This window comes from Pseudomonas sp. AD21, assembly GCF_002878485.1.
In the GTDB taxonomy this organism is placed as follows: domain Bacteria; phylum Pseudomonadota; class Gammaproteobacteria; order Pseudomonadales; family Pseudomonadaceae; genus Aquipseudomonas.
On sequence record NZ_NQYG01000053.1, the window covers coordinates 1 to 17434 of the forward strand.

Annotated in this window: 15 protein-coding genes; 8 read left to right on the plus strand and 7 right to left on the minus strand. The window is 61.9% G+C overall.

Going from position 1 to position 17434, the window contains the following annotated elements; translation table 11 throughout:
• The first annotated feature begins 124 nt into the window (after positions 1–124).
• Positions 125–4036 carry an ATP-dependent RNA helicase HrpA gene (gene hrpA, locus PseAD21_RS23110; RefSeq protein ID WP_102358075.1) on the plus strand — a complete coding sequence of 1304 codons (3912 nt, stop codon included), beginning with the start codon at positions 125–127 and terminating at the stop codon, positions 4034–4036.
• 55 nt (positions 4037–4091) lie between these two features.
• Here hrpA and PseAD21_RS23115 read toward each other — a convergent pair whose 3' ends face one another.
• Genes PseAD21_RS23115 through arsC form a run of 3 tightly spaced genes read right to left on the minus strand, consistent with a single transcriptional unit; the run spans position 4092 to position 5466 of the window.
• Positions 4092–4517, minus strand: coding sequence for a DUF2069 domain-containing protein (locus PseAD21_RS23115; RefSeq protein WP_102358077.1), 426 nt, complete (start codon positions 4515–4517; stop codon positions 4092–4094).
• A 2-nt stretch (positions 4518–4519) separates the two neighbouring features.
• On the minus strand, positions 4520–5116 hold the full coding sequence (gene wrbA / locus PseAD21_RS23120) for an NAD(P)H:quinone oxidoreductase (protein WP_102358078.1): 597 nt from the start codon (positions 5114–5116) through the stop codon (positions 4520–4522).
• Positions 5113–5466: an arsenate reductase (glutaredoxin) gene (arsC, locus tag PseAD21_RS23125; protein ID WP_102358080.1), complete on the minus strand. Its 354-nt coding sequence runs from the start codon at positions 5464–5466 to the stop codon at positions 5113–5115. The genes wrbA and arsC overlap by 4 nt, the downstream gene beginning before the upstream one ends.
• A 114-nt stretch (positions 5467–5580) precedes the next feature.
• On the opposite strand from arsC, the gene PseAD21_RS23130 reads away from it, so the two are divergent.
• Complete coding sequence (locus PseAD21_RS23130; protein ID WP_102358081.1) at positions 5581–6048, plus strand: TlpA disulfide reductase family protein; 468 nt, start codon at positions 5581–5583, stop codon at positions 6046–6048.
• A gap of 162 nt (positions 6049–6210) precedes the next feature.
• Here PseAD21_RS23130 and PseAD21_RS23135 read toward each other — a convergent pair whose 3' ends face one another.
• Together PseAD21_RS23135 and PseAD21_RS23140 are read right to left on the minus strand one after the other, a co-directional pair.
• A complete protein-coding gene (locus PseAD21_RS23135) occupies positions 6211–6615 on the minus strand; it encodes an META domain-containing protein (RefSeq protein WP_098965082.1) in 405 nt (134 codons plus the stop codon).
• Positions 6615–7049 (minus strand): hypothetical protein, encoded by a 435-nt coding sequence (locus tag PseAD21_RS23140; protein ID WP_102358083.1) that lies wholly within the window; start codon positions 7047–7049, stop codon positions 6615–6617. The genes PseAD21_RS23135 and PseAD21_RS23140 overlap by 1 nt, the downstream gene beginning before the upstream one ends.
• Positions 7050–7182: 133 nt before the next feature.
• Between PseAD21_RS23140 and PseAD21_RS23145 the strand changes: the two genes are divergently transcribed.
• Positions 7183–7641: a hypothetical protein gene (locus PseAD21_RS23145; RefSeq protein ID WP_102358108.1), complete on the plus strand. Its 459-nt coding sequence runs from the start codon at positions 7183–7185 to the stop codon at positions 7639–7641.
• 19 nt (positions 7642–7660) lie between these two features.
• Here the strand turns inward: PseAD21_RS23145 and PseAD21_RS23150 are convergent, their stop codons facing one another.
• Both PseAD21_RS23150 and PseAD21_RS23155 read right to left on the minus strand, forming a co-directional pair.
• Positions 7661–8650: a 2-hydroxyacid dehydrogenase gene (locus PseAD21_RS23150; protein WP_102358084.1), complete on the minus strand. Its 990-nt coding sequence runs from the start codon at positions 8648–8650 to the stop codon at positions 7661–7663.
• 85 nt (positions 8651–8735) lie between these two features.
• A complete protein-coding gene (locus PseAD21_RS23155) occupies positions 8736–11489 on the minus strand; it encodes a response regulator (protein ID WP_102358110.1) in 2754 nt (917 codons plus the stop codon).
• Between the two features lie 219 nt (positions 11490–11708).
• Here PseAD21_RS23155 and PseAD21_RS23160 point away from each other — a divergent pair, with 219 nt between their 5' ends.
• The 5 genes from PseAD21_RS23160 to rlmD all read left to right on the plus strand — a co-directional run bounded on the left by PseAD21_RS23160 (position 11709) and on the right by rlmD (position 17433).
• A complete protein-coding gene (locus PseAD21_RS23160) occupies positions 11709–12431 on the plus strand; it encodes a response regulator transcription factor (RefSeq protein WP_102358086.1) in 723 nt (240 codons plus the stop codon).
• Positions 12418–13842, plus strand: coding sequence for a sensor histidine kinase (locus PseAD21_RS23165; RefSeq protein ID WP_102358087.1), 1425 nt, complete (start codon positions 12418–12420; stop codon positions 13840–13842). Before PseAD21_RS23160 ends, PseAD21_RS23165 begins: the two co-directional genes overlap by 14 nt.
• 180 nt (positions 13843–14022) lie before the next feature.
• On the plus strand, positions 14023–15045 hold the full coding sequence (locus PseAD21_RS23170) for a YhcG family protein (RefSeq protein WP_102358089.1): 1023 nt from the start codon (positions 14023–14025) through the stop codon (positions 15043–15045).
• 109 nt (positions 15046–15154) lie between these two features.
• The gene (gene cysM, locus PseAD21_RS23175; RefSeq protein WP_178082155.1) at positions 15155–16057 is read left to right on the plus strand and encodes a cysteine synthase CysM; all 903 of its coding nucleotides are present in this window, start codon (positions 15155–15157) and stop codon (positions 16055–16057) included.
• Positions 16057–17433 carry a 23S rRNA (uracil(1939)-C(5))-methyltransferase RlmD gene (rlmD, locus tag PseAD21_RS23180; RefSeq protein WP_102358092.1) on the plus strand — a complete coding sequence of 459 codons (1377 nt, stop codon included), beginning with the start codon at positions 16057–16059 and terminating at the stop codon, positions 17431–17433. The genes cysM and rlmD overlap by 1 nt, the downstream gene beginning before the upstream one ends.
• Position 17434: the final 1 nt, after the last annotated feature.

Below are 17434 nucleotides of genomic sequence, written 5' to 3' on the forward strand. Positions count from 1 at the left end.
ATGTCTCCGGTACATACAGGGAGAGGGCTAGGGTGAGGGCAGCAATCCCCCAGACACGCCACAAATCCGCCAAATCTGCGACAATCCGCCCCCTGCACATATAGACGACCGAATTGCGTACCCGATGACCGACGAATCGCCCTCCATCGACAAACTGCTGAAAAACCTCGATCACGCCATGCTCGCCGACCGTCACCGGCTGCGGCGGCAGTTGCTTGAGCTGCGCAAGAAACCCGACGAGGCCAAACTGGCCCAGTGGGTGGCGCGTATGCAGGCGTCCTGTGATCAGGTGCTGGCACGCCGTGCCAGCCTGCCGGTGATTCGTTACGACGACAGCCTGCCGATTGCCGCCAAGCGCGATGAAATCAAGGCTGCGCTCGAGAAGCATCAGGTGCTGATCATCGCCGGCGAAACCGGCTCGGGCAAAACCACCCAGCTGCCGAAAATCTGTCTGGAAATCGGTCGCGGTCAGCACGGCCTGATCGGCCACACCCAGCCGCGTCGAATCGCTGCGCGCAGCGTCGCCAGCCGGGTTGCCGAAGAGCTCGGTACACCGCTGGGTTCGCTGGTCGGCTATCAGGTGCGTTTCGAAGATCAGAGCGACTCCAATACCCTGATCAAACTGATGACCGACGGCATCCTGCTGGCGGAAACCCAGAACGATCGCTACCTCGAACGCTACGACACGATCATCGTCGACGAAGCCCACGAACGCAGCCTCAACATCGACTTCCTGCTCGGTTACCTGAAAACCCTGCTGCCGCGGCGCCCGGACCTGAAAGTCATCATCACTTCGGCGACCATCGATCTGGAACGCTTCTCCAGGCACTTCGACGACGCGCCGATTGTCGAGGTCTCCGGCCGTACCTTCCCGGTGGACACCTGGTATCGCCCGCTGACCCTGGAGCAGGACGAAGAAGGCAACCGTGTCGAGGACGACCTGACCGTGGATCAGGCAATTCTCGCCACTCTCGACGAAATCGCCGCCTACGAGCGCAGCGAACGTCGTAGCCCCGGTGATGTGCTGGTGTTCCTGCCGGGCGAGCGCGAGATTCGCGACGCCGCCGACATGCTGCGCAAGGCCCAGCTCAAACACACTGAAATCCTGCCGCTGTACGCACGCTTGTCGCCGGCCGAACAGCAGCGGATTTTCCAGTCGCACCCAGGCCGTCGCGTCGTGCTGGCGACCAACGTCGCCGAGACCTCACTGACCGTACCGGGCATTCGCTATGTGATCGACAGCGGTACTGCGCGGATCAGTCGCTACAGCTACCGCGCCAAGGTTCAGCGCCTGCCGATCGAGGCGATTTCCCAGGCCAGCGCCAACCAGCGTAAAGGTCGCTGCGGCCGGGTCGAGCCGGGCATCTGCATTCGGTTGTACAGCGAAGAAGATTTTCTCGGTCGCCCGGAATTCACTGATCCGGAGATTCTGCGCACCAACCTCGCCGCGGTTATTTTGCAGATGCTGCATCTGCGCCTCGGCGAGATCACCGCGTTCCCGTTTATCGAGCCACCGGACGGCAAGGCGATCAGCGACGGTTTCAATCTGCTGCAAGAGCTTTCGGCGGTGGATCGCAACAGTCAGCTGACTCCGCTGGGTCGCCAGTTGGCGCGCTTGCCGGTGGACCCGCGCATGGGCCGCATGCTGCTTGAAGCGGCCAAGCTCGGCAGTCTGCAGGAAGTGCTGATCGTCGCCAGTGCGATGTCGATTCAGGACCCGCGCGAGCGTCCACCGGAGCGTCAGCAAGCTGCGGATCAAGCCCACGCGCAATGGAAAGACACCGACTCGGACTTCGCCGGACTGGTCAATCTGTGGCGCGGCTTCGAAGAGCAGCGCCAGGCGTTGACTGCCAGCCCGCTGCGCAACTGGTGCCGCAAGAATTTCCTGAACTACTTGCGCTTGCGCGAGTGGCGCGACTCCCATCGCCAGTTGAGCCTGATCTGCCGCGACATGCAGCTGAGCCTCAACAAAGAACCGGCGGATTACCCGAAACTGCACAAAGCGGTGCTGGTCGGCCTGCTCAGCCAGATCGGCCAGAAAACCGAAGACGGCGATTACCTCGGCGCCCGTCAGCGGCGTTTCTGGATTCACCCCTCGTCGGGCATCGGCAAGAAGCGTCCGCAGTGGCTGATGACCGCCGAACTGGTGGAAACCACCAAACTCTACGCGCGCATGGTCGCCAAGATCGACGCCGACTGGATCGAGCCGCTGGCCGGGCATTTGATCAAGAAGAACCACTTCGAACCGCACTGGGAAAAGAAGCGTGGCCAAGTCGTGGCGTTTGAACAGATCACTCTGTTCGGGCTGATCGTGGTCGGCCGCCGCCCGGTGCATTACGGCCCGGTGGATCCGGTGGTCTCGCGCGAGTTGTTTATCCGCGAAGGCCTGGTGCGTGGCGAGATTCAGTCCAAAGCCAGGTGCCTGACGGCCAACAAACAGTTGCTTGAACAGCTCGACGAACTGGAAGCCAAGGCCCGTCGCCGCGACATTCTCGCTGACGAAGAAACCCTGTATGCGTTCTACGACGCACGGTTGCCGGCGGAGATTCACCAGACCGCAACCTTCGACAGCTGGTATCGGGTCAACAGCCAGAAGAATCCGCAACTGCTGATCATGCGCGAAGAAGACGTGCTGGCTCGCGAGGCGAGTGAAGTCACCGCGCGCGATTACCCGGACACGCTGCACATCGGTGATCTGGAACTTGCGCTGACCTATCACTTCGAACCCAATCACCCGCGCGACGGCGTGACCCTGCGCGTGCCGGCGCCGCTGCTGCCAATGCTGCCGCCGGAACGCCTGGAATGGCTGGTGCCGGGGCTGATCGAGGCCAAGTGCATTGCCTTGGTACGTAACCTGCCGAAGGCCTTGCGCAAGAACTTTGTGCCGGTGCCGGATTTCATCAAGGCGGCGTTGCAGCGCATGACTTTCGCCGAAGGTTCGTTGCCGCAAGCGCTCGGTCGCGAACTGCTGCGCATGACCGGCGCACGGGTCAGCGATGAGACGTGGGCGGAAGCTGAACAAGGGGTCGAAGGGCATCTGCGGATGAATCTGGAGATCGTCGATGGCCAAGGCAAATTCCTTGGCGAAGGGCGTGACCTGGCCGAGCTGACTGCGCGTTTTGCCGAAGCCAGTCAGGCTGCATTGGCGGTGCCGCAGAGCGCGAAAAGTCAGCAACCGGTGGAGGCCAAGGTCTTCGCCCCGGTGGCGGAAAAGACGCAGCAGAAGATCGCCGGGCTGTCGATGACGGTATATCCGGCGCTGGTGGAAGAGGGTGGCACGGTCAAGGAAGGGCGTTTCTCGACCCCGGCCGAAGCCGAGTTCCAGCATCGCCGCGCCTTGCAGCGCCTGCTGATGCAGCAACTGGCCGAGCCGGCGAAATTCCTGCGCGGCAAACTGCCGGGTATCACCGAGTTGGGCCTGCTCTATCGTGAGCTGGGTCGGGTCGATGCGCTGGTCGAAGACATTCTGCTGGCCAGCCTCGACAGCTGCATTCTGGAAGGCGAAGACCCGTTGCCGCGTGACGGCGCCGGGCTCGCAGCATTGGCCGAACGCAAGCGCGGCAGCTGGGCCGAACACGCTGAGCGCGTGGCGCGGCTGACGCTGGAGATTCTCAAGCTGTGGCACGGTCTGCAAAAGCGCTTCAAGGGCAAGATCGATCTGGCACAAGCGGTCGCGCTGAATGACATCAAGCTGCAACTCAGCCATTTGGTCTACCCGGGGTTTGTCCGGGAAACACCGATGCCATGGCTCAAGGAGTTGCCGCGTTATCTGAAGGCGGTCGAGCAGCGTTTCGAGAAACTGGGCGCGCAGGTGCAGAAGGATCGGGTCTGGAGCGGCGAACTGGCCGGTCTCTGGACGCAATACCAGACCCGCGCCGCCAAGCACGCCCAAGAGGGTAAGCGCGATCCGCAGCTTGAGTTGTATCGCTGGTGGCTGGAGGAATACCGGGTTTCGCTGTTCGCCCAGCAGTTGGGGACGAAAGCGCCGATCTCGGACAAGCGCCTGAGCAAGCAGTGGACTCAGGTCGAGGCCTGATCCACAGACATGCACAGGCCCCTGTGTGTGCGGGTTTTCCTGCGACGGCGTCAGTTCAGGCGCCGCTGATCCCGCCCTCGCCAGCCAGTTTGCGATTTAACTGATAACGCCATCGCACATACAGCAGTGCCGAGCAGAACAGCGCCAGGCTCGCGATCATTTCCAGCACCCCAAACAGCTGTCGGCTCGGGTCATAGGCCGCCAATGCGCCTTTGATGAAATACAGGTTCACCACAAAACACATCCACGAATGCCCACGTGCGCTGCCCATGATCATCGCAGGTGCAAGGACGAGCCACGGGATCAGTTCGACCAGCAGAATCACCCACGGTCGGGCGCCGTGCAGGTCGGCGAACACCAGATAGTAAGCGGCAAGCAGCCCGGCAAGGCCAAGGAAACACAGCAGGCTGATGATCCGCATCGCCTTGACGCGGGGTTCGAGCCACCCGACGGAGGGCAGGATTTTCGGCTTCTTCGCCACCCTCAGCCCTCCAGTTTTTGTGCGGTCTTGGCCAGGCGCAGACCCAGTGCGCGGCACAGTGCCATTTCGTGCTGATCGAGACCTTTTTTGCCATCAGCCCCGGCATGATGACTGGCGCCGTAAGGTGTGCCGCCGCCCTGGGTTTCCAGCAGCGCCGACTCGCTGTACGGCAGGCCGGTGATCAGCATGCCGTGGTGCAACAGCGGCAACATCATCGACAGCAGGGTGGTTTCCTGGCCGCCATGCAGGCTGGCGGTGGAGGTGAACACGCCGGCCGGTTTGCCGACCAGGGCGCCGGTCAGCCACAGGTTGCTGGTGCCGTCGAGGAAGTACTTGAGCGGTGCGGCCATGTTGCCGAAGCGGGTCGGGCTGCCGAGGGCCAGACCGGCACAGTTTTTCAGGTCATCGAGGGTGGCGTAGAGCGCGCCTTCCTCGGGGATGTCCGGGGCCACCGCTTCACACTCGGTGGAAATCGCCGGCACAGTGCGCAGGCGCGCTTCGAGGCCGGCTTGCTCGACACCGCGGGCAATCTGTCGGGCCATCTCGTTGGTCGAGCCACTGCGGCTGTAATACAGCACCAGAATGTACGGCGCGCTCACGGCAGCAACTCCAGGATCTGCTCCGGTGGACGGCCGATCACCGCCTTGTCGCCGACTTCGAGAATTGGCCGTTCCATCAGTTTCGGATGCGCGGCGATGGCGGCGATCAGTTGCGCTTCGCTAAGGCTGGCGTCAGCCAGCTGAAGCATTTTGTATTCATCTTCTCCAGTGCGCAGCAGTTGCCGCGCGCTGATGTTCAGCTTGCCGAGCAAGGCCTTGATCTGCGCGGTGTCCAGCGGGGTTTCCAGGTAACGCACCACGTTCGGGGTCAGGCCTCGGGCCTCAAGAAGTTCCAGCGCACCGCGGGATTTCGAGCAGCGCGGATTGTGATAAAGCGTCAGATCGGTCATGGCGGGTCGCTTCTGGCGTAAAGTGGCGGCTATTCTAACTGTGCAGCGCGCAATCCAGAACCTTCAGAGGTGATGGGTCGCAGGCGCATTCAATTTTTGACCAGGGAACACGACATGACACGGCGATTGGCAGCGGCATTGACGATGATCGGGGCGTTGATGCTGGGGGGCTGCGGGAACGACTACGGCACAGACCAGAACGGTCAGAAGGTGGCGTCCGAGCGTCTGGACAAGCAATGGGTAGTGCTCAATTACTGGGCCGAATGGTGCGGGCCATGCCGCACGGAAATTCCCGAACTGAATCATTTGTCTGACGAGTTGAAGAGCAAGAACATCGGCGTATTCGGGGTCAACTTCGACAACGAACAGGGCGAGGATCTCAAGTCTGCCAGCGAGAAACTGGGCATCAAGTTCACCGTGCTGGCGCAGGATCCGGCGGACCTGTTCGACCTGCCGCGCAGTGAGGCCTTGCCGGTGACTTACATCATCGACAACAAGGGCAAGGTGCGTGAGCAGTTGATGGGCGAGCAGACGGCGGCGGGAGTTTTGGCCAAGCTGGAGGCGTTGCAGGCTGCCAAGTAGAACACGTGAGGTTTTGTGGTGAGGGGATTTATCCCCGATGGGCTGCGCAGCAGCCCTGAAACCCGAGAGCTCGGTTTATCCTGACTCTCCGAAGGGGGTCGCTCCGCGACCCATCGGGGATAAATCCCCTCGCCACAGGGTAGTCTCAGCAGCAGGAGAGGATTAACCCTCTTCCAGCCACCAGCGCAGCGGCTTGCCTTCAGCGGGCCAGAAGCGCATCTGCTCGATCGGCGAGATGTCCCAGCGCTCGACACCTTGCAGCGCCTGCAGGAAGCGTTGTTCCTGCTCCATCAGTGCCGGTGCGCAGAGTTTGCGGGTCTTGCCGATCGGGCCGAAGCTCAGCTTGTCGCCTTCGAGGGTGTACGGTGCGAACCAGTGGTTGCAGCCGCCGTTGCCATACGCGCGGCCATCGTCCCCGAGGGTCACGGTCAGGTGGCTGTAATCCATCAATGGCCGCTCGCCGATCCACTCCAGAATGTAGCTGCGGTTCTGTTGCAATTGCACAGGCTCTGCGGCACAGCCCACCAGAGCGGCACCGACCAGCAGGGGCAGGGCAAGGCGTTTCATCACGCAGGCTCCTGGCATTTCGGGCACAGGTGCTTGTCACCGACGGCTTTCCAGCCCAACTCGGCGATGCGCGCGGTGGCGGCCGGTTTCTCGGCGTTCTTGCCCAGCTTGGCGTCGACCGCGAACTCGAAGTTCAGCTCTTTGGCGCAGCTGTCGCAGTTGACCTGCCAGGTGTGGATCGCCAGTTCGCCGAATACCGGGCCGGTGGTCATCGCGGTCCATTGGCCCGGCGGATTGATCAGGTGTCGCACGGTGTCGACGGTCAGGCGCATGGACAAGTCCTTGCTGCCTTTGAGGGTGACCAACAGGACGTCACCGTTGCGGATCGAGCCACCATTGCCGGTGACCTGATAGCGGCCCGGTACGAGGGCGCGGCATTCGGTGAGGGTGTGTTGCGGGTTCATCAGGGTGTAGCGGAAATCGTGTTCGACCATGGGTCCTCCAAATATGCGCGACATGCTAGCACGAGCTTGATTGCAGGATGGCGAACGCGTGCGACCTTCGATCCGGTTCAAATTGGTCGACGCACATGGCAAACTGCCGCCCTTCACTCTGAGGGAACGGAACATGGCGCTGATCGAATGTTATGAATGCAAGCGGAGCATCAGCTCGGAAGTAAAGGCGTGCATTCATTGTGGTGCTCCGATGGCGCAGCAGCATGGGCATACCCCGGCGCAAGCAGCAGCAGCCGCCGCAACGTCGACGATTTCATTTGGCAGCCTGCCACGTAACAAATCCGTGCCCGAGGCGTTTGTCCTGCCGCCGGCCCCGGAGCCCGCGCCGAGAGCGACACCCGCTGCGGTCGGTCGCCGCCGTCGGCAACCGGAACCAGCGCGAGCACCTCAACTGCAGGTCAACGCCGACGGTTCGCGTCCGGTGGAAGGCTGGTTGAAGATCATGGTGTTTCTGCTGCCGATGGTTTTTGTCTGGTTCCTGCTGCGTAACGGTCACTCGATGAAGCAGCGCTTTTTCGGATTTGGCTGGTTGGCCCTGCTGATCCTGGCCTCCTCGCTGTCGCCGAATTAAACCGATAAGCCTTCACCCTTCACCCTTCAACCTGGTTCTGCGGCGCGCCTGCGGCCCAGGTCGCGATGTTGTGCAGGGTGGTCGCGGCAATTGCGCCCAGTGCTTCATGGGTCAGAAACGCCTGGTGCGCGGTGATGATCACGTTCGGGAACGTCAGCAACCGCGCCAGCACGTCGTCCTGCAACGGCAGGTCGGAGCGATCCTCGAAAAACAGCTGCGCTTCTTCTTCATAGACATCCAGTCCCAGATAGCCCAGTTGGCCGTCCTTCAAGGCGTCGATCAGTGCAGGTGTGTCCACCAGACCGCCGCGCCCAGTGTTGATCAGCATCGCTCCCGGTTGCAGGTGCGCCAGTGACTCGCGGTTGATCAAGTGTTTGCTCTGCGTGTTGAGCGGGCAGTGCAGGCTGATGATCCGCGACTGCGCAAGCAGCTCCGGCAAGCTCAGATAACGTGCCCCCAAGGCCTCGACTGCGGGGTTCGGGTACGGGTCATAGGCCAGCAATTCACAGCCGAAACCGTGCATGATTTTCGCGAATGTGGCACCGATCTGTCCGGTGCCGACAATGCCGACGGTCTTGCCCACCAGATCGAAACCGGTCAGGCCGTGCAGGCTGAAATCACCTTCGCGGGTGCGGTTGTAAGCGCGGTGCAGGCGCCGATTGAGCGCCAGGATCAGCGCCACGGCATGTTCGGCCACCGCATGCGGCGAGTAGGCCGGCACCCGCACCACGGCCAGCCCGAGGCGTTTCGCCGCGACCAGATCGACATGGTTGTAGCCCGCCGAGCGCAGGGCGATCAGCCGCGTGCCGCCGGCGGCGAGGCGCTCCAGCACTGGCGCACTGAGATCATCGTTGATGAAGGCGCAGACCACTTCGTGCTGCTCGGCCAGCGCGGCCGTGTCGAGACTGAGTCGGGCCGGTTGAAAGTGCAGCTCGATAGTGGCCGGGCAGTCGGCGGCGAGGAAACTGTCGCGGTCGTAGGTCTGGCTGCTGAAAACGATCGTGCGCATGTATTCCTCCTTGGCGCGGGGTGGCGAGTCAGTGTTGACCCGCCCTCACTTTAGAGTGGGACAACGTGCGCGGCATTGCCGTGGATCAGGCGCTGATCCTGGCTTGCGTCGCGAGGCGATTGATTGCTCGCTCCAACTCTTCCAGCGCCGCCACTGCTTTCGGGTCGCCCTGTTTGAGCAGGGTTTCACTGCGCTGGCAGGCCGCGCGCAACTGCGGTACGCCGCAATACCGGGTCGCACCGTGCAGGCGATGCACGCGCTCGATCAGCGCGTTCTGGTCACGGCTTTCACACGCGGCGCGAATGGCTTCGCGGTCGGCCTCCAGCGAAGCGAGCAGCATCGCCAGCATGTCTGCCGCCAGATCGGCCTTGCCCGCGGCCAGGCGCAGGCCTTCTTCGTGGTCCAGTACCGGCAGTTCATTGTTGCCGGTCGTGCTGTCATTGACCCGCTCCGGTCCTTGGTTGCGCAAGGCCAGGCCGGTCCACTTCAGCACCACTTGCGCCAGTTGCCGTTCGCTGATCGGTTTGGTCAGGTAGTCGTCCATGCCGCTTTGCAGCAAGGCGCGTTTCTCGTTGGCCATGGCGTGGGCGGTGAGGGCGACGATCGGCAGCGGCGTGCAATGCCGTTCGCTCTCCCACTGGCGGATGGTTTCCGTGGTCTGGCGCCCGTCCATGCCCGGCATCTGCACGTCCATCAGCACCAGGTCGAAAGATTCGCTTTGCACCGATTTGACGGCGGCATAGCCGCTTTCCACGGCCAGGACCTTGGCGCCCATGTCTTCGAGCAGGGTCTGTACCAGCAACAGGTTGGCCGGGTTGTCGTCGACGCACAGCACTTTCGGCGCGCGGCTCGATAGCGGTTCGCCCGGTTCGTTGCGCGGCTGGCGCGGGTTGGCCAGATCCGCCAGGGCCCGGCGCAGTTTGCGCGTGCAAGCCGGTTTTGCCTGGAGCTGACTGTGCGGATTGGGTACCGAGAGATGGAACAGCGTCTGTTCGGTGGTCGGGCACAGCACCAATACTTTGCAGCCCAGGTGCTCCAGATCCCAGATGTGCTGGTTCAGGCGTTCAGGGAGCATGTCGTTGCTGGTGATGCCGAGCACGGCGAGGTCGATCGCCTGATCGGTCTGGTGGGCGCCGGTGACGCCATTGGTCAGGCTCTCCAGGGTGTTGAAGGGCGTGACGTCGAGGCCACAGTCTTCCAACTGATGCTGCAGGGCCTGACGCGCCAGTTCGTGATTTTCCAGCACGGCTACCCGGCGCCCGAGCAGCGGTGGGGCGGGAAGGTCGTCGGTGTCGTCGCGGGTTTTCGGCAAGCTCAGGCTGATCCAGAATTCCGAGCCTTCACCGGGGGTGCTGTCGACACCGATTTCGCCGCCCATCTGTTCGATCAGGCGCTTGGAAATCACCAGGCCAAGGCCGGTGCCGCCGGGCTGGCGCGACAACGAGTTGTCGGCCTGACTGAAGGCCTGGAACAACGCGCGCACATCCTGACTCGACAGACCGATGCCGGTGTCCTGAATGCTGATGCGCAGTTGCACGCTGTCCTCGTGTTCTTCTTCAAGCATGGCGCGCGCGACGATGGTGCCTTCGCGGGTGAACTTGATCGCGTTGCTGACCAGGTTGGTGAGGATCTGCTTCAGACGCAGCGGATCGCCGACCAGCGACAGCGGCGTGTCGCGGTACACCAGACTCACCAGCTCCAATTGTTTGGCGTGGGCTGCCGGCGCAAGAATCGTCAGGGTGTCCTGCAACAGGTCACGCAGGTTGAACGGAATATGATCGAGCACCAGCTTGCCGGCCTCGATCTTCGAGAAATCGAGGATCTCGTTGATGATCCCCAGCAGGCTGTCGGCGGACTTTTCGATGGTGCCCAGATAGTCAAGCTGGCGCGGGGTCAGTTCGCTTTTCTGCAACAGGTGCGTGAAGCCGAGAATGCCGTTGAGCGGCGTGCGGATCTCGTGGCTCATGTTGGCGAGGAACTCGGATTTGATTCGGCTCGCCTCCAGCGCTTCTTTGCGCGCCAGGTCCAGTTCGATGTTCTGGATCTCGATGGTTTCCAGGTTCTGGCGCACGTCTTCGGTGGCCTGATCGACGCTGTGCTGCAGCTCTTCGCGAGCGTTCTGCAGGGTGCCGGCCATCCGATTGATGCCCGAGGCCAACTCGTCCAGCTCCTGACTGCCGAGCGGTGGCAGACGGGTTTCCAGATGACCGTCCTTGAGCTGGGCGACGGCGTGTTTGATCTGGCTCAACGGGCGGTTGATGGTGCGGCCCATGCGCAACGCGAGCAGGGCGGCGCCGGCCAGGCCCGCGGCAATCAGCAGCAGGCTGGCAAACAGGCTGCGGTAACCGCGCAGCAGCATGCCGTTGTGCGACAGCTCCAGTTCGACCCAGCCGAGCAGGCGCTCGGACTCTGCCGGGATCACGTCGCCGGCAAGATTGCGATGCTTGCCGAACACGGGCATCAGGTAACGGGTGGCGTCATTGCCGCTGCGCCGTTGCAGTAGCGCGCTGTCGCCGCTGGGCGCCTGATTGAGCATGGTCGGGCCGGCATGCGCCAGCGGTGTGCGGTCAGGGGCGAGGAAGGTGACGGCGCGCACGTCGGGTTGTTCGAGGGACTGGGTGGCGATGCGTTCCAGCAGATCGGTGTTGCCGTGGCCCATGGCCGGCGCGACCAGCGGCGCCAGTTGTTCGGCGATCATTTCACCGCGCTGCATCAATTGGGTCTGCAGGTCGGACTGTTGCATCCAGGTGAAATAGCCACCGAGGACCAACGCCATCAGGCTGGTCGGCAACAGGGTCAGCAACAATACGCGACCTTTGATTCCCAGTTTCTTGAGCACACCCATCTCCTGCATCCCGCTGAACTGTTGACTCGCACGTGCGTCCGGCACGCGGTATGGGCGCAGTGTAGCGATTTGCAGGCAGGCAATCTTCGGAAAAATCATCTCGGCATCGGTCGGCGGGGGCAGGCTCGTTTGTCCGGCCGGTCAACCTTGGGTTGCCCGATGACGGGCAATCTTGAATAATCGCTCTCAACTGAGAATTACTTGCAGATACTCATGACTCCTGTTTCCGCTGGCCAGCCACGCATTCTTTCCATCGAAGACGATCCGGTGCTCGGTGCCTATGTCCACGAACATCTGGGCCGCAGCGGCTTTGCGGTGACCTGGTGCCAGAACGGCCAGGACGGCTTGAACATCGCCCGCCACCAGCCATTCGACGTGGTGCTGATGGACATTCTGTTGCCGGGACTCGATGGCCTGAAGGTACTGACGCAATTGCGCCAGAGCCATTCGACGCCTGTGTTGCTGATGTCGGCCCTGGGCGCCGAGGCCGATCGTATCAGCGGCTTCCGTCTGGGGGCCGATGATTACCTGCCCAAGCCGTTCAGCATGGCCGAGCTGCATGTGCGGATCGAGGCGATCCTGCGGCGGGTGGCGCTGGATCGGCGTCCGCCAGCCATTGCGCCGGCTTCGATCAGCGGCGCGCTGCGGTTCGACGATGAACAGTGCGACGTCTTCTATAACCAGCAAGCCGCAGGCCTGACCCGCAGCGAATACCGGCTGCTGGAAACCCTCAATCGCAACGACGAAGAAGTGCTGAGCAAGGCCTTCCTTTATCAGCATGTGTTGCAGCGCGGCTATGCGGCCCACGACCGCAGCCTCGACATGCACATCAGCCAGATCCGCCGCAAACTCAAGGCTATCGGTTACACCGAACGGGAAGTGCGTACGGTGTGGGGCAAAGGCTATGTGTTGAGTGCGTCCGATGAAAGTCTCTGACCTGCCGGGGCGGCATTCGCTGTTCTGGAAACTGGCGTGTCTGTTAGTGGCGTTCTGTCTGCTGATGATCTGGCTGAGCTGGTCCTGGGGCCGTTACATGGAGGAACGCAATCAGTTCCTCTCCGACGAGGCGCGCGGCACCCTGAGCCGATATGCCGCCGAAGCCGAGCGGGCGTGGCAGCACGGCGAGCGTGACGGGGTCGATAACTGGCTGCAGAGCATGGGGTTGCGCGAGACCGGTTGGGTTGGGGTGATCGACCGCAATCTGCAGTCATTGAGCAGCGATCCGCTGAATGAACAGGAAATCCAGCACCTGACCTTTTTGCGCGGCCTCGACTGGCCGATCCACAAAAAAGGCCGGCCGTGGCTGCGCGTACCGTTTCCCCAGGAACCGTCCGCCGGTAGTCTGGTGATCGAGTTGCCCGAGCGTTTCCTGCCAGGCAAATACCGGGTGTTCTGGCGGGTGATCACCAACGGCGTGATTCCTGGGTTGTTTACCTTGCTGTTGTGTGTCGGCTTGTATCGCTTGCTGGTGGTGCCGCTAAACAACTTGCGCGGGCAGGCCAACGCCTGGCGCGCCGATCAATTGAATGTGCGCCTGTCGAGCGGCATCACCCAGCGTCCGGACGAACTCGGTGAACTGGCCCGGGCCTTCGACTCGATGTCCGAACGCCTGCAATCTACCGTGACCCTGCAACAGCAGTTGCTGCGCGACCTGTCCCATGAACTGCGCACACCGCTGAGCCGGCTGCGGGTGGCCAGCGAGAGCGAACAGGATCTGCGGCAGCTGCGCGAGCGTATCGGGCGTGAAGTTGACGGCATGCAGCGGCTGGTCGAAGACACCCTGCAACTGGCCTGGCTCGACACCGAACGTGCGCCATTGCCGGACGAAGCGATCCAGATTCAGGCGCTGTGGGAAATGCTCACCGACAACGCCTGTTACGAAAGCGGCTGGCCGAGCCTGCAATTGCAGTGCGCGTTGCCGTCGTCGTGCTGGGTGCGGGGCAACCTCAACACCTTGGCGCAGGCGCTGGAGAATATTCTGCGCAATGCCATTCGTCATTCGCCTGACGGCGGCATTGTTCGCCTCGATGGACGGCGTGACGGTGACTACTGGCATCTGTGGCTGGAAGATCAGGGCGGTGGCGTGGCCGAGGGCGATCTGCAGCGGATCTTCTCGCCCTTCACCCGCCTCGATGGCTCGCGCCCGGGGGATGGCGGGTTTGGCCTGGGGTTGAGCATTGCGAGGAATGCGGTGCAGCGCCAGGGCGGGATGTTGTGGGCGGAAAATGCCGGGGCAGGGTTGCGCCTGAATTTGCGGCTGGTGGCTGAGAGCAGTGTCGTCGGCTCTGGCGCCTTCGCGAGCAAGCCCGCTCCCACACTGGACAGGTGCTTGCCTCAGATTGGGTGAGCAGCACCGTCCACTGTGGGAGTGAGCCTGCTCGCGATGAGGCGTTACGATTCACCGCTGAAAGCCACTGCGGGAGAATTCTCGTATTTTTGTACGACCTTTCCTAAAGGGATTTATCGACGATTTAACCCATCCTTGACCGTTTATGCTCGGGTTCCCCTCGTCCTCAAGGAACTGGTCATGACTGCAAGCGGCATCGACGGCAACACATCCAATGACCGTTTCAATGAAGTGCTGGCGCTGATTCAGAGCGCCAGACAGCAAGCTGTTCAGGCAGTAAATACCCAACTGATCGATTTGTACTGGCAGGTTGGGGGGTACATCAGTCGCAAGATGGAGAAGGCTGAGTGGGGCGATTCGGTTATCAGTCAGTTAGCTGAACATCTGGCCCAGACACAGCCGGGCTTGCGCGGATTTACCCGGCCCAACCTGTTTCGCATGCGTCAGTTCTACGATACATATCGAGGCGACTCAATTGTCTCACCACTGGTGAGACAATTGCCTTGGACTCATAACATGATCGTTCTAAGTCAAAGCAAACACCCGCAGGAGCGCGAGTTCTATCTGCGCATGGCGATTCAGGAGAAGTGGTCAAAGCGCGAACTCGAACGCCAGCTCAAGGCTGCGCTCTTCGAGCGCAGCGTCACCCAGCCAGCAAAGGCTTCTGCTGTCCTCAAACAGACTCATCCCGCTGCGCTCGAGATCTTCCGTGACGCCTACATGGTCGAATTTCTCGACCTGCCCGGCGTGCACGCCGAAACCGATCTGCATCAAGGGTTGCTGGGGCGACTGAAGGAGTTTCTGATCGAGTTGGGGCGCGATTTCTGCTTCGTCGGCTCGGAGTATCCGGTACAAGTTGGCGGCCGAGATTTCGCCCTTGATCTGCTGTTCTTCCATCGTGGGCTCAACTGTCTTGTAGCCATCGAGCTCAAGGTCGGACGTTTTGAACCTGAATATCTGGGCAAGCTGAATTTCTACCTTGAAGCGCTGGATCGCGGTGTTCGCAAACCTCACGAGAATCCGGCCATCGGCGTATTGCTTTGCGCCAGCAAGGAGGACGAGGTCGTCGAGTACGCCCTCAACCGCAGCTTGTCTGCGGCGCTGATCGCGGAATATCAGGTGCAGTTGCCAGACAAACGATTGCTGCAAGCCAAATTGCACGAGTTCTATGCCATGAATGTCGCAGAGGAAGAGGAAGGCTGAGTCATCTGCTTATTCCCAGAAACCATAAGCACCGCACTTTGCGTGATATGGCCTGCGCGGGTTTGCCGGTATGATAGGCGCCCCCGCACGTCTGGATTGCGAATACGCCATGACCCTGCAGTACCCAACCATCGCCGATTGCGTCGGCAACACTCCGCTGGTGCGTTTGCAGCGCCTGCCCGGTGCCACCAGCAACACCCTATTGCTCAAGCTCGAAGGGAACAACCCGGCGGGTTCGGTCAAGGACCGTCCGGCGCTGTCGATGATCACCCGTGCCGAACTGCGCGGGCAGATCCACGCTGGCGACACGCTGATCGAAGCGACGTCGGGCAACACCGGCATTGCACTGGCCATGGCTGCGGCGATCAAGGGTTACAAGATGATCCTGATCATGCCGGACAACTCCAGCGCCGAACGCAAGGCGGCGATGACCGCCTATGGCGCCGAGCTGATTCTGGTCAGCCAGGAAGAGGGCATGGAAGGCGCTCGCGATCTCGCTCAGCAGATGGAAGCCGAAGGTCGTGGCAAAGTGCTGGACCAGTTCGCCAACGGCGACAATCCTGAAGCGCACTACACCACCACCGGCCCGGAAATCTGGCGTCAGACCCAGGGCACCATTACCCATTTCGTCAGCTCGATGGGCACCACCGGGACCATCATGGGCGTCTCGCGCTACTTGAAGGAGCAGAGCGACAGCGTGCAGATCGTCGGTCTGCAGCCGATGGAAGGCTCGGCCATTCCCGGCATCCGTCGCTGGCCGCAAGAGTACCTGCCGAAGATCTATCAGGCCGACCGCGTCGACCGCATTGTCGACATGGCGCAAAGCGAAGCCGAGGACGTCACTCGCCGTCTGGCACGTGAAGAAGGCATCTTCTGTGGTGTGTCTTCGGGTGGTGCGGTGGCAGCGATGCTGCGTCTGTCCAGGGAAGTTGAAAACGCGGTGATCGTCGCGATCATCTGTGACCGTGGCGACCGTTACCTGTCGACCGGCATTTTCGACGCGCCCAACTGATGGCCAGGCACGAGAGAGGCCTGCGCTTCCAGCCCACCGGCGGCAGCAAGGCCCCGCAAATCCCGACCGGCAAAAAACAGCGCTTGAACATCGAGCGCCTGGCCAATGACGGTCGTGGCATCGCGTTTTTCGAAGGCCGTACCTGGTTCGTCCTCGGCGCCCTGGCGGGTGAAGAAGTCGAGGCACGGGTGCTTGGCGCCCACGGCAAAGTGGTCGAAGCGCGCACCGAGCGCGTGTTCAAGGCCAGCGAACTGCGCCGTCCGGCCGCCTGTCCGCATGCCGGCCGCTGCGGCGGTTGCAGCGTTCAACACTTGCCCCACGACGAACAGCTTGCCCTGAAACAACGCATGCTCGCCGAGCAGTTGTCGAAGGTCGCAGGCGTCGCGCCTGAAGAATGGGCCGCGCCGTTGAGCGGTCCGGAGTTCGGCTATCGTCGTCGCGCGCGGATCGCCGTGCGCTGGGACATGAAGACGAAGCACCTCGAAGTCGGTTTCCGCGCCGCTGGCAGCCAGGACATCGTCGCGATCAGCGAATGCCCGGTGCTGGTACAGCCCTTGCAACCGATCATGACCCGTTTGCCGGAGATGCTCCGTCGTTTGAGCAAGCCGCAGGCGCTGGGGCATGTCGAGTTGTTCAGCGGTTCATCGCTGGCCTTGCTGCTGCGGCACATGGCGCCGTTGTCCGAAGCGGACCTGACGATTCTCAAGGAATTCTGCCAGTTCCATGAAGCGCAACTGTGGCTGCATGGCGAAGGCGAGCCGCAACCGGTCGATGCCACGCAGTCGCTGGGCTATCGCCTGGAACAGTGGGATCTGGATCTGGCCTGGCGGCCGGGGGATTTCATCCAGGTCAACGCCGGGGTCAACGAGGCGATGGTGGCGCAGGCGCTGGACTGGCTGAAACCGCGCGCCGACGAGCGCGTGCTGGATCTGTTCTGCGGCTTGGGCAACTTCGCCCTGCCGCTGGCCAAAAGCGTGCGTGAAGTGGTGGCGGTGGAGGGCGTACAGACCATGGTCGATCGCGCCGCTGCGAACGCCGCTAGTAACAATTTGCATAACACAAAGTTTTTTCAAGCCGATTTATCCCAGCCTTTGACCGATGCCAAATGGATCGGAAACGGCTTTTCTGCGGTACTCTTGGACCCACCGCGTGACGGTGCTTTCGAGGTGGTGCGCAAGCTCGCGACCCTGGGTGCCGAGCGGTTGGTTTATGTGTCGTGCAACCCTGCAACTCTGGCGCGCGATACGGTCGAATTGATCAAGCAGGGCTACCGGTTAAAACGTGCCGGGATTCTCGATATGTTTCCTCAGACGGCGCATGTCGAGGCCATGGCGTTATTTGAAGCGAGCCAGGATGGCTCGTCTGAATCTGTCTGAT

What these genes read in the sequence shown, in the direction of transcription:
- PseAD21_RS23145 (WP_102358108.1), top strand. Translation starts at nt 7,183, where the DNA reads ATGGCGCTGATCGAATGTTATGAATGCAAGCGGAGCATCAGCTCGGAA.
- PseAD21_RS23140 (WP_102358083.1), bottom strand. Translation starts at nt 7,049, where the DNA reads ATGGTCGAACACGATTTCCGCTACACCCTGATGAACCCGCAACACACC.
- rlmD (WP_102358092.1), top strand. Translation starts at nt 16,057, where the DNA reads ATGGCCAGGCACGAGAGAGGCCTGCGCTTCCAGCCCACCGGCGGCAGC.
- PseAD21_RS23165 (WP_102358087.1), top strand. Translation starts at nt 12,418, where the DNA reads ATGAAAGTCTCTGACCTGCCGGGGCGGCATTCGCTGTTCTGGAAACTG.
- PseAD21_RS23130 (WP_102358081.1), top strand. Translation starts at nt 5,581, where the DNA reads ATGACACGGCGATTGGCAGCGGCATTGACGATGATCGGGGCGTTGATG.
- PseAD21_RS23170 (WP_102358089.1), top strand. Translation starts at nt 14,023, where the DNA reads ATGACTGCAAGCGGCATCGACGGCAACACATCCAATGACCGTTTCAAT.
- hrpA (WP_102358075.1), top strand. Translation starts at nt 125, where the DNA reads ATGACCGACGAATCGCCCTCCATCGACAAACTGCTGAAAAACCTCGAT.
- PseAD21_RS23160 (WP_102358086.1), top strand. Translation starts at nt 11,709, where the DNA reads ATGACTCCTGTTTCCGCTGGCCAGCCACGCATTCTTTCCATCGAAGAC.
- arsC (WP_102358080.1), bottom strand. Translation starts at nt 5,466, where the DNA reads ATGACCGATCTGACGCTTTATCACAATCCGCGCTGCTCGAAATCCCGC.
- cysM (WP_178082155.1), top strand. Translation starts at nt 15,155, where the DNA reads ATGACCCTGCAGTACCCAACCATCGCCGATTGCGTCGGCAACACTCCG.
- PseAD21_RS23150 (WP_102358084.1), bottom strand. Translation starts at nt 8,650, where the DNA reads ATGCGCACGATCGTTTTCAGCAGCCAGACCTACGACCGCGACAGTTTC.
- PseAD21_RS23135 (WP_098965082.1), bottom strand. Translation starts at nt 6,615, where the DNA reads ATGAAACGCCTTGCCCTGCCCCTGCTGGTCGGTGCCGCTCTGGTGGGC.